This window comes from Ruegeria sp. AM7, assembly GCF_056535965.1.
On the sequence record NZ_JBQFJE010000003.1, the window covers coordinates 2,656,436 to 2,668,535 of the forward strand.

The window sequence follows — 12,100 nt, forward strand, 5'->3', positions numbered from 1 at the left end:
CCATCCGTCAAAACCGTATCTAAAGGCAGGGCAAAAGATCCGGCCATTCCACACATGCGCGGAGATCATTCAGATGAAAATGACCACAGAAGAGGCCTTTGTTAAGGTTCTGCAAATGCACGGGATCGAACATGCGTTCGGGATTATCGGCTCAGCCATGATGCCGATCTCGGACCTGTTTCCCAAGGCAGGGATCATGTTCTGGGATTGTGCCCACGAAGGTAGCGCCGGCATGATGGCCGATGGCTATACCCGCGCCACCGGCAAAATGTCGATGATGATCGCGCAAAACGGCCCCGGCATCACCAACTTTGTCACCGCTGTCAAAACCGCCTACTGGAACCACACTCCGCTGCTGCTGGTCACGCCGCAGGCCGCGAACAAGACCATCGGTCAGGGTGGTTTCCAGGAAGTCGAGCAGATGAAACTGTTCGAAGACATGGTCGCCTATCAGGAAGAGGTCCGCGATCCGACCCGCGTGTGCGAGGTTCTGAACCGCGTGATCATGCAGGCCAAACGCGCCAGCGCCCCCGCGCAGCTGAACATCCCGCGAGACATGTGGACCCAGGTCATCGAGGTAGACCTGCCCGCGATTGTGGAATTCGAGCGTCCCTCGGGCGGCGAAAGCGCCGTGGCGCAGGCGGCGGAATTGCTGTCGAACGCAAAGAACCCGGTGATCCTGAATGGCGCGGGCGTAGTTTTGGCCGACGGCGGGATCGAGGCGTCCAAGGCACTGGCCGAGCGTCTGGATGCGCCGGTCTGCGTCGGCTACCAGCACAATGACGCCTTCCCCGGCTCGCACCCTCTGTTTGCTGGTCCGCTGGGCTATAACGGCTCAAAAGCGGGGATGGAGCTGATCAGCGAGGCCGATGTGGTGCTGTGCCTTGGCACCCGTCTGAACCCGTTCTCGACACTGCCCGGCTACGGCATGGAATACTGGCCTGCGGATGCCAAGATCATTCAGGTCGACATCAACCCGGATCGGATCGGCCTGACCAAAAAGGTCTCGGTTGGCATCATCGGCGATGCGGCCAAGGTGGCCAATGGCATTCTGGCAAATCTCAGCGACACGGCCGGAGACGCCGGTCGCGATGAGCGCAAGGCCAAAATTGCACAAAAGAAATCCGCCTGGGCGCAGCAGCTGTCCAGCATGGACCACGAGGATGATGACCCAGGCACCACATGGAACCAGCGCGCTCGCGCGGCCAAGCCCGACTGGATGAGCCCCCGCATGGCGTGGCGCGCGATCCAGTCCGCCCTGCCGAAAGAGGCGATCATCTCGTCCGATATCGGCAACAACTGCGCCATCGGCAACGCCTATCCGTCCTTCGAGGATGGCCGTAAATATCTGGCCCCCGGCCTGTTCGGCCCATGCGGCTATGGCCTGCCCTCGATCATGGGCGCCAAGATCGGCTGCCCGGATGTGCCGGTTGTGGGCTTTGCCGGTGACGGTGCCTTTGGCATCGCGGTCAACGAACTGACAGCCATCGGACGCGAAGAATGGCCCGCGATTACGCAGATCGTCTTCCGCAACTATCAGTGGGGGGCCGAAAAACGGAACTCGACCCTGTGGTTCGACGATAACTTTGTGGGCACCGAGCTGGACACCAAGGTCTCTTACGCCGGTATCGCGCAGGCGTGCGGCCTGAAAGGCGTGGTGGCGCGTACCATGGACGAGCTGACAGCCGCCCTGAACCAAGCGATCGAGGACCAGAAGAACGGCATCACCACCCTGATCGAAGCCATGATCAACCAAGAACTGGGTGAGCCCTTCCGCCGCGACGCGATGAAGAAACCAGTGGCCGTTGCAGGCGTCACCGCCGATGACATGACCCCGCAGGCCGGGGCGTAATCGGCGTGAAGCCTCTGCGCGCCATTCTCGGGACGGCAAGCGCGTCGGACAAGATCATCGCCCTGTCCGAGGGCGACGATCCCCGCGTTGTCGAAGGGGCCGTCAAGGCCGTGAAAGAGAATGTCGCGCGGATCATCCTGATCGGAGACAGGGCCGAGGTGTCGGCCCTTCTTGGCGCACACGAGGGATATGACCCGGAATGGATCGACATTCACGACCCGGCCACCTCTGACCTGACGCCCGGCCTTGCGCAGGCCCTGCATGAGCGGCGCAAGCATAAAGGCCTGACGTTGGATGAGGCGCGCCAGCAGGTCACCAACCGGCTGATCTATGCCGCCATGCTGGTGCAACAGGACATCGCCGACGGCACAGTCGGTGGCGCGGTCGAGACTACGTCGGACACTGTGCGTGCCGCGTTGCAGATCATCGGCACCGCGCCCGAGGCGGCGATGGTGTCCAGCTTCTTCCTGATGCTGTTCTGTCAGGACCATCACGAGGTCAAAGGCGCCCGCATCTTCGCCGATTGCGGATTGGTCGTGGACCCTGACGCGCAAGAGATGGCGGAAATTGCCCGCGCCTCGGCTGAGTCCTACACCACCCTGACCGGCGACACAGCGCGCGTAGCGATGCTGTCCTTCTCCACCTCGGGCAGCGCAGACCACCCCAAAGTGTCCAAAGTCGTCGAGGCCACACAGATCGCACGCGCCAAGGACCCAACCCTGCTGATCGACGGAGAGCTGCAATTCGACGCCGCCTTCGTTCCCGAAGTCGCCGCCACCAAGGCCACAGATTCGCCACTCAAGGGTGAGGCAAATGTCTTTGTCTTCCCCAGCCTGAATGCTGGCAATCTGGGCTATAAAATCGCTCAGCGCATCGGCGGGGTCGAGGCCATCGGCCCAGTACTGCAAGGGCTGGCAAAACCCGCAAACGACCTGTCGCGCGGCTGTTCGTCCGAAGACATCCTGCACATGATCGCCGTCACCGCCGTTCAGGCGCAACACAATGATGCCGGGACATAAGTTATCCCAAGGCGTGAAAACGAAAAAATTATTCCGATTTTTCGCAAAACGTGGGAATGATCGGGTCGCAAGCTGAAAAGGGGGCGCATTTGAACCAGCCAGTGATCGACACCTCGCCCAAGGTTTCCGACGAGGTCCGCAAGACCACCTGCTACATGTGCGCCTGCCGCTGCGGCATCAACGTCCACATGAAGGACGGCAAGGTTGCCTATATCGAAGGCAACCGCGACCACCCCGTGAACAAGGGCGTGTTGTGCGCAAAAGGCAGCGCCGGGATCATGCAGGTCAACGCGCCCTCACGCCTGCGCAAACCGCTGCGCCGAGTTGGCCCGCGCGGATCGGGCGAATTCCGCGAGATCGAGTGGGACGAGGCGATCAGCACCGCTGTCGGCTGGCTGAACGAGCTACACGAAACCGCGCCGCAGAAACTGGCCTTTTTCACGGGGCGCGATCAAAGCCAAAGCTTCACCAGCTTCTGGGCACAGCATTTCGGTACGCCCAACTATGCGGCTCATGGCGGGTTCTGCTCGGTCAATATGGCGGCGGGCGGCATCTACACCATGGGCGGCGCGTTCTGGGAATTCGGCCAGCCCGATTGGGACCATACCAAGCTGTTCATGCTGTTCGGCGTGGCCGAGGATCATGACAGCAACCCGATCAAGATGGGCATCGGCAAGATCAAGGCACGCGGCGCGCGGGTGATCGGGGTGAACCCTATCCGCTCGGGCTATAACGCGGTGGCCGACGATTGGGTCGGGATCACGCCCGGCACTGATGGTCTGTTCATCCTGTCGCTGATCCATGTGCTGATGAAGGCGGGCAAAATCGACCTCGACTATCTCAGCCGCTACACCAATGCACCGGTTCTGGTGAACGCCGCCGACGGTCCGGATAAGGGCCTGTTCCTGCGCGACGCCGACGGCAAGCCTCTGGTCATCGACCGCGTGACTGGCGAACCAACTGCCTTTGACAAACCCGGTGTCCGTCCGGATCTGTCGGCGACTTACGACAAAGACGGTGTTACCCACCGCCCGGTCTTTCACCTGATGGCCGAGAAATACCTGTCGGACGAGCACGCGCCGGAAAACGTCGCCGACCGCTGCGGCATCCCCGCAAAACGCATCCGTGCCATTGCCGCCGAGATTGCCCGCGTCGCCTTTGACGAGGCCATCGAGCTGGACCACGAATGGACCGACTTCCGGGGCGAGACACACTCCAAAATGACAGGTCGCCCGGTCAGCTTCCACGCCATGCGCGGGATTTCGGCCCATGCCAACGGGTTCCAGACCTGCCGCGCGCTGCATGTCCTGCAAATCCTGCTTGGCACGGTCGAGGTGCCCGGAGGCTTCCGCTTCAAACCGCCCTACCCCAAACCGGTCGAGGCGCACCCAACCCCGCACGGCGACCGCCGCCCCGGTCGCCCGCTGGAAGGCCCGCATCTGGGCTTTCCACGCGGCCCCGAGGACCTGCTGCTGGACGAAAACGGCAACGCACAGCGAATCGACAAAGCGTTCACCTGGGAAAACCCGATGTCGGCCCATGGGCTGATGCATATGGTGATCTCGAACGCCGCCGCCGGTGATCCTTACAAGATCGACACGCTGTTCATGTATATGGCGAACATGTCGTGGAACTCCTCCATGAACACCAAGGGCGTGATGGAGATGCTGTCGGCCAAGACCGAAGACGGCAAATACGTCATCCCCAAGATCATCTACTCGGATGCCTATTCCTCGGAAATGGTCGCCTATGCCGACCTGATCCTACCCGACACAACCTATCTGGAACGGCACGACTGTATCTCGCTGCTGGATCGCCCGATCTGCGAGGCCGACGCTGCCGCCGATGCCATCCGCTGGCCAGTGATCGAACCCGATCGCGACGTGCGCGGGTTCCAATCGGTGCTGATCGAATTGGCTAACCGCATGAGCCTGCCGGGCTTCACCAACGAAGACGGCACGCCCAAATGGAAAGACTACGCCGACTACATCGTCAACCACGAACGCAAACCCGGCATCGGCCCGCTGGCCGGGTTCCGGGGAGAAGACGGCGACAAGGAAGGACGCGGCGCGGTCAATCCAGACCAGCTGAACCGCTATATAGACAATGGCGGCTTCTACGTGGCCCACATCCCTGAAGGCGCAGATTATTACAAACCGTGGAACACGGCCTATCAGGACTGGGCGGTCGGCATGGGCCTCTATGACAGCCCCCAACCCTATCTGTTCCAGCTCTATTCCGAGCCGATGCGAAAATTCCAGCTGGCCGCTGAAGGGCATGGGGACCGCCAGCCCCCCGAGCACCTGCGCAAGCGCCTCAAAGACACGATGGACCCGCTGCCCATCTGGTACGAAACCGACCAGCAGGGCAACGAAGGCTTCACCGTCAACGCCCTGACCCAGCGCCCCATGGCGATGTATCACAGCTGGGGCACCCAGAACGCATGGCTGCGGCAACTGCACGGGCGCAACCCCCTCTACGTCCCTACCAAACTGATGCGCGAGCACGGGCTGCAAGACGGCGACTGGGCCAAAGTCACCTCGCCGCATGGCGAAATCACCGTTCCGGTGATGGAGATGGCCGCATTGAACGACAACACCGTCTGGACATGGAACGCCATCGGCAAACGCAAAGGCGCCTGGGCCCTGCAAGAGGACGCGCCCGAAGCCACAAAGGGTTTTCTGCTCAACCATCTGATCCACGAATTGCTGCCCCCCAAAGGCGACGGCATGCGCTGGGCCAATTCGGACCCGATCACCGGACAGGCCGCGTGGTTCGACCTCAAGGTCAAACTCGAAAAAGCCGCCCCGCCCTCGGACGCCCAAAGTCAGCCGGAATTCGATCCTATCCAGTCCCCCGTCGGCACTGGCCCCAAGGACCTGGCATGGAAGGTGGGCAAATGACCCTATCCGCTCTTCATCTGGCCCAAAATACCTCGGGGAGCGCGAGGGGCTGGCCCCTCGCTCCTGTCTTCCCCACCAACGCAGAGGCAAGGCAATCATGACCCAGCTTCCCCAATCCACGGACCGCAAAATGGGTCTGGTTATCGACCTCGACACCTGCGTCGGTTGCCATGCCTGCGTGATCTCATGCAAAGGCTGGAACACTGAAAACTACGGCGCACCATTGTCGGATCAGGACGCCTATGGGGCCGACCCCTCAGGCACATTCCTCAACCGGGTACATTCCTACGAGGTGCAACCCGCCGACGGTCATGCCCAACTCATCCACTTCCCCAAGTCCTGCCTGCATTGCGAGGACGCCCCCTGCGTCACCGTCTGCCCCACCGGGGCCAGCTATAAACGGGTCGAGGACGGGATCGTTCTGGTCAATGAAAGCGACTGCATCGGTTGCGGGTTGTGCGCATGGTCCTGCCCCTATGGCGCGCGGGAACTGGATGCGGCCGAAGGCGTGATGAAGAAATGCACACTCTGCGTCGACCGTATCTATAATGAAAACCTCCCCGAGGTGGACCGCGTGCCGTCTTGCGTGCGTACCTGCCCGGCGGGCGCGCGCCATTTCGGAGACCTTGGCGACCCCGAGAGCGATGTCAGCAAACTGGTAGCCGAACGTGAAGGCATGGATCTGATGCCTGAGATGGGCACCAAACCTGTCAACAAATACCTTCCCCCGCGCCCAAAGGATCAGATCGAGGAGCAGATCGACATCCTCGCCCCCCTTCTGGCCCCTGTAGCCGAAGAGCCGAAAGGGTTCCTTGGCTGGCTCGATAAAGCACTGGAGAAGCTCTGATGCACCCGGCCCCTTCTGTAATCATCTTTACCACCCTGTCAGGCCTGGGCTTCGGACTTCTGTTCTTTTTGGGTCTGGGAATACCTGACGTCTCGGGCTGGGTGGCGTTTGTTTTCTTTTTGATCGCCTATGCGTTGTCGGTTGGCGGTTTGATGGCCTCGACTTTTCACCTTGGCCACCCCGAACGCGCGTGGAAGGCGTTTACACAGTGGCGGTCAAGCTGGCTCAGCCGTGAAGGCTGGTGTGCCGTGATCGCTTTGATCGTGATGGGGCTATATGCGCTTGGGGTCGTTTTCGCAGGTCAACGCTGGAGTGCCTTAGGTCTATTGGGCGCGGCTTTCTCATTGGCCACGGTTTTCACGACCTCGATGATTTACACCCAGCTCAAGACAATCCCGCGCTGGAACATGGCGCTGACACCGGCGATGTTTCTGAGCTTCAGCTTGGCGGGCGGCGCGTTGCTGGCCGGACAAACCACAGTTTCCATCATACTTCTGGTGATCGCCGCGACAATTCAAGCGCTGTATTGGTGGCGTGGGGATGCAGCACTGGCCCGCTCCGGCACCGATATCGGAACGGCCACAGGTTTAGGATCACGTGGTGGCGTCAAGGCGTTTGAACCGCCACACACCGGTACGAACTATCTGCTGCGCGAGTTCGTGCATGTGGTTGGCCGCAAACATGCTGAGAAACTTCGTATCATTTCTTTTGTGCTGGCATTCATGGCACCGGTGTTGTTCTTACTGCTGCCGTTCAGCCATGCCTTTGCCGCCGTCGCGGTCTTGTCCCATATCGCAGGTGTTGCCACGTCACGTTGGCTGTTCTTCGCGCAGGCGGAACATGTCGTGGGGCTGTATTACGGCAAACGCTGATGGAGGGGGCCAGCCCCCTCCTTGGCCTTTAAGGCCAATTCCTCCCCCGAGGTATTTGTAGCCAGATGAAGAACGGATCCGGGTGGAAGCGTGGTTTTACAACAGGCCTGCGTGTTTCATGGCTGCTTCGATCGCGGCTTTGGTGCTGTCTTCCAGTTCGGTCAGAGGCGAGCGCACTTCGGGGCTGCACAGGCCCAGTTTGCTAAGCGCGTATTTGGCGCCCACAAGGCCGGGCTCGATGAAGATGGCTTCGTGCAGGGGCATCAGGCGGTCCTGATACGCAAGCGCCTTGGTATAATCGCCATCCAGCGTGGCCTGCTGAAATTCGGCGCAGAGCTTGGGTGCCACGTTTGCAGTGACCGAGATACAGCCGACGCCGCCATGGGCGTTGAAACCCAGCGCAGTGGCGTCCTCGCCCGATAGCTGGCAGAATTCCGGGCCGCAGGAGGCACGTTGCTGGCTTACCCGAGCGATATCGCCTGTGGCATCTTTGACGCCGACGATGCGTGGCAGTTTAGCCAGCTCACCCATGGTTTCGGGTGACATGTCGATAATCGAACGACCCGGAATGTTGTAGATGATGATCGGGATATCCGCGCATTCATGCAGAGCACGGAAGTGTTCGATCAGCCCTTTTTGCGTCGGCTTGTTGTAGTAGGGTGTCACAACAAGCGCCGCATCCGCGCCAACCCTCTGTGCGAACTGCACAAAGCGGATTGCTTCGACAGTATTGTTCGATCCAGCCCCCGCAATCACTGGCACGCGACCGGCGGTTGCCTTGACGACCTCGGCCACGACGGTTTCGTGTTCTTCGTGGCTGAGTGTGGGGCTTTCGCCCGTCGTGCCCACAGGGACCAATCCGGTCGAGCCTTCGTGAATGTGCCACTCGACCAAACGTTTGAGCGTATCCAAGTCCAACGCGCCGTTAGTGAACGGAGTGACGAGGGCTGGCATTGAGCCTTTGAACATGACACGCTCCTTGGTGTGCGGTTAGTGTTTTTTTGCCTCGCGGGTCATCACAATCTTTGCGATGTGTGTTGATCCCGACGATGCAAGCTTTATCCTGAATGGCTCTATCCTTGGTTGGTTGGGAAATGCAAGGCATGACACGCGTTCTGGCGCTTTTGACGGCTGTGATTCTGGTTTCATTCGGGCAGGCAAGGGCCGACGCGGTGGGCGACCTGCGCGCGGGTCTTTACGAGATGCGCAAAGGCGATTGGAACGCCGCCCTGCGCGAATCTGGTGCCCGAGGGTCGGTATCGCGCGACATTGTCGTATGGCACTGGTTGCGCGAAGGCTTCGGGACTTCAGGCGATGTGTTGGTTTTTCTGGACCGACGCCCCGATTGGCCCGGCCTCGCATGGCTGCGACGCAAGAGCGAGCCAGCCTTTACCGGAGCTGATCCGGATCGTGTCGTGAAATTCTATACAGACGTTCCACCTCAGACCGCCGAGGGTGCGTTGAATTATGCTGTGGCGCTGAAGGCCAAGGGGCGGTCGGGAGATGCCGAGGCTGATATCGTGGCCGCCTGGCGGACCATGCCGATGGGGTCTGGACTGCAAAAGAACTATCTTGAGAACTTTGGATCGTTACTGAAACCTCATCACGCGGCGCGGCTGGACCGGATGCTGTGGGACGGCCATCTGGTTAGCGCTGGCCAGATGTTGCCTTTGGTCAGTACCGATCAGCGTAAACTAGCCGAGGCGCGAATTGCATTGCAAAAGCGGCAACCGGGTGTCGATGGCAAGGTCGCTGCGGTTCCGAAATCACTGGTGGATGCGCCAGGGCTGGCCTTTGACCGCTTTGTCTGGCGCGACAAGAAAGAGCTGGACGACAGTGCAATTGACCTGATGCTGGCGCGTTCCACCGGGCCGGATGCGTTGGGGGAACCCGACAAATGGGCCGAAGGCCGTCGCCGTCTGGCGCGGCTTGAGATGCGCAATGGTAGCGCCTCGAAAGCCTACAAGATTGCAGCGAACCACCATATGACGCCTGAGATGGGCTATGGCTATGCCGATCTGGAATGGCTGGCCGGATTTCTGGCGCTGCGTAAACTGAACGATCCTGGCACGGCGGTACGCCATTTCCAGAACTTCTCGGATGCAGTTGCGTCCCCTATTTCGAAGGGGCGCGGCGGCTATTGGCTGGGGCGGGCCTACGCGGCCCAGGGGGATGCGGACAAGGCGTATGAAGCTTATGCGATGGGGGCTGACTACCAGACCTCATTCTATGGCTTGCTAGCGGCGGAACGGATCGGTCGACCCTTTGACAGTGAATTGGCCAGCCCACGCCGAGCCCCGCATTGGAAACAGGCAGGATTTGCCGATTCCAGCGTGCTGGAAGCCGGTCTACTGCTGCTGCGTGCGGGCGAGGACAACCTATCAGAACGCTTCCTGACCCACTTGGTCGAAGATCTGGACGACACGCAGGCCAACCAATTGGGTGATCTGGCGATCGAGCTGAAACAGCCACATCTGGCAGTTATGATTGCAAAACGGGCAGCCAAAACCGGTGTCGTGCTGCCCGCTGCGTACTATCCGGTGCATCCGGTTGCCGATCTTGGCCTGCCAATGGCGAAGGAAATGACGCTGGCCATCGCCCGCCGAGAAAGCGAGTTTGATCCGGTCGTCATCAGCGGTGCAGGCGCACGTGGATTGATGCAGGTGATGCCCGCAACCGCTCAGTTGGTCGCCAAGAACATGGGGATTCTCAGCGGGCACAAAACCTCGAGCCTGACATCGGACTGGCAGTACAATGCCAAGCTGGGTGCGAACTACCTGTCCAGTCTGGCCGAGGATTTCAACGGCAACGTGGTGATGATGGCCGCAGGCTATAACGCTGGACCACGCAGGCCGATCTCGTGGATGGATCGGTACGGCGACCCGCGTGCAGGTGAGATCGACATGGTCGACTGGATTGAGACTATTCCGTTCAGCGAGACCCGGAACTATGTGATGCGCGTCGCCGAAAGCCTGCCGGTTTACCGCGCACGGCTTGGGCGGCCCGCCTTGCCGGTCCCGTTCTCGCAAGAACTCACCGGGTCAACTCTGGCGGCGTTCGCGCCATAGGGTGAACAGCCCCGCCGCAATCACCAGCGCGGCCCCGACTACAACTGCGGGCCGCAGCGATTCTCCGAAGACCGAGATGCCAAGGATTGCGCTCCACATCAGGTGGAAATAGGCAAAGGGCTGCACGGCACTGGCCTCGGCCATCTCATAGCACTTGATCAGAAGCCAGTGACCCAGAACACCGCTGAGACACAAAAGACCCATCCAAAGCCAGTCGCCGCCAACCATTGGCTCCCAAAACCACAGGCCAATCACAGTCATGGCAACGGCCCCGGCAATACCGGTCCAAAAGAAGCTGGTCGCGGTGCTGTCACGTCGTGCTGCGTATCGGGTCAACAAGCCATAGACGGCGAACATCAGGGCCGAGATCAGTGGGATCACCGCCCACGGATTGAACACGCCCATGCCCGGCTGCAGGATGATCAGAACCCCGACGCACCCCACTCCAATTGCTGACCAGCGCCGCCATCCAACCTTTTCGCCCAGTACCGGCCCGCTGAGTGCCGCAATCAGCAGGGGATAACAGATGAAAACCGCCTGGCTTTCGATCAGCCCAAGGATGGTAAAGGCATAAACTGCGACGCAGACCTCTCCGGCCAACAGAACACCGCGCAGGATTTGCAGCCCCAACTGACTGGTTCTTGCAGTGGCCGCGATCCCTCCGGGTGTGCGCAGGGCCAGTGCGATGACAAACGCCGCGAAGAACCAATAGCGGATCATGACGACCATGTAGGTGTTATATGTCCCTGCCAAATGGCGCGAGATTCCGTCCTGCAAGGCAAATACCACTGTGGCCGCAATCATCAGCGCGATGCCCGCGCGGGTATTGTTTTGCTGGCTCATGATCTGACAGCGCGGGTCATATGGCGTTTGCGGCCGAAACCCGGCGCGCGGGTGACAGCAAAGCCCGCATCCTCTAGCCCGCGACGCACAAACCCTGCGGCAGTATAGGTCGCTGCCGTTCCGTCTTGGGCGGTATGGTCAAATACCTGTTGCATCAGGTCAGCACCCCAAAGTTCGGGGTTCTTGGCGGGGGAAAACCCGTCCAGAAACCACGCATCCGCAAGGCCCTGCCACGCAGGCAGGGCTTGCCGGGCATCGCCTTCGATGACCTCAAGGTGCAGAGTACCCAAATCGCAAATGCCTCCCCGCCATTTAGCCAGAAACCGTTCGGCCCATGGGGTCAATTCGGGAAAGGCAGCCAAGGCACGGGACATGTCATCGCGGACCATTGGGTAGGCCTCGAAACTGGTGAAGGTCAGCGGGGATGTCTGGCCCGATTTTTCCCACGCAGACCAGACCGTCAGCATGTTCAGACCGGTGCCGAACCCCAGCTCAGCAATGCGAAATCCCGGCGCAAACCGTGCAGGCAGATCATTGCCCGCCAGAAAAACATGCCGTGTTTCCTCCAGCCCATTCTGGAGCGAGAAATAGGGGTCATCGAAACGGTCCGAGACGGGGATCTGCCCGTCCCGCCATGTCAATTCGGCACGCTGGTCTGCCATCGGGGAATCCTGTAGCTAAGCGGCGCGACACTGA

9 protein-coding genes are annotated in these 12,100 nt (G+C 60.5%); 6 read left to right on the forward strand and 3 right to left on the reverse strand.

Going from position 1 to position 12,100, the window contains the following annotated elements; all coding sequences use genetic code 11:
- The first annotated feature begins 73 nt into the window (after positions 1-73).
- The 5 genes from xsc to ACR3EG_RS17285 all read left to right on the forward strand — a co-directional run bounded on the left by xsc (position 74) and on the right by ACR3EG_RS17285 (position 7,493).
- Positions 74-1,852 carry a sulfoacetaldehyde acetyltransferase gene (gene xsc, locus ACR3EG_RS17265; RefSeq protein WP_480497762.1) on the forward strand — a complete coding sequence of 593 codons (1,779 nt, stop codon included), beginning with the start codon at positions 74-76 and terminating at the stop codon, positions 1,850-1,852.
- A gap of 5 nt (positions 1,853-1,857) precedes the next feature.
- The gene (pta, locus tag ACR3EG_RS17270; protein WP_480497760.1) at positions 1,858-2,871 is read left to right on the forward strand and encodes a phosphate acetyltransferase; all 1,014 of its coding nucleotides are present in this window, start codon (positions 1,858-1,860) and stop codon (positions 2,869-2,871) included.
- A 56-nt stretch (positions 2,872-2,927) separates the two neighbouring features.
- Positions 2,928-5,774 (forward strand): molybdopterin oxidoreductase family protein, encoded by a 2,847-nt coding sequence (locus tag ACR3EG_RS17275; RefSeq protein ID WP_480497758.1) that lies wholly within the window; start codon positions 2,928-2,930, stop codon positions 5,772-5,774.
- Between the two features lie 97 nt (positions 5,775-5,871).
- Positions 5,872-6,621: a 4Fe-4S dicluster domain-containing protein gene (locus tag ACR3EG_RS17280; RefSeq protein WP_480497756.1), complete on the forward strand. Its 750-nt coding sequence runs from the start codon at positions 5,872-5,874 to the stop codon at positions 6,619-6,621.
- Positions 6,621-7,493: a dimethyl sulfoxide reductase anchor subunit family protein gene (locus ACR3EG_RS17285; protein ID WP_480497754.1), complete on the forward strand. Its 873-nt coding sequence runs from the start codon at positions 6,621-6,623 to the stop codon at positions 7,491-7,493. Before ACR3EG_RS17280 ends, ACR3EG_RS17285 begins: the two co-directional genes overlap by 1 nt.
- A 96-nt stretch (positions 7,494-7,589) precedes the next feature.
- Here the strand turns inward: ACR3EG_RS17285 and dapA are convergent, their stop codons facing one another.
- Positions 7,590-8,462 (reverse strand): 4-hydroxy-tetrahydrodipicolinate synthase, encoded by an 873-nt coding sequence (gene dapA, locus ACR3EG_RS17290; RefSeq protein WP_480497752.1) that lies wholly within the window; start codon positions 8,460-8,462, stop codon positions 7,590-7,592.
- 134 nt (positions 8,463-8,596) lie between these two features.
- Here dapA and ACR3EG_RS17295 point away from each other — a divergent pair, with 134 nt between their 5' ends.
- On the forward strand, positions 8,597-10,561 hold the full coding sequence (locus tag ACR3EG_RS17295; protein ID WP_480497751.1) for a lytic transglycosylase domain-containing protein: 1,965 nt from the start codon (positions 8,597-8,599) through the stop codon (positions 10,559-10,561).
- Here the strand turns inward: ACR3EG_RS17295 and ACR3EG_RS17300 are convergent.
- The gene (locus ACR3EG_RS17300; RefSeq protein WP_480497749.1) at positions 10,535-11,404 is read right to left on the reverse strand and encodes a DMT family transporter; all 870 of its coding nucleotides are present in this window, start codon (positions 11,402-11,404) and stop codon (positions 10,535-10,537) included. The genes ACR3EG_RS17295 and ACR3EG_RS17300 overlap by 27 nt on opposite strands.
- On the reverse strand, positions 11,401-12,066 hold the full coding sequence (mnmC2, locus tag ACR3EG_RS17305; protein WP_480497747.1) for a tRNA (5-methylaminomethyl-2-thiouridine)(34)-methyltransferase MnmC2: 666 nt from the start codon (positions 12,064-12,066) through the stop codon (positions 11,401-11,403). Before mnmC2 ends, ACR3EG_RS17300 begins: the two co-directional genes overlap by 4 nt.
- Positions 12,067-12,100: the final 34 nt, after the last annotated feature.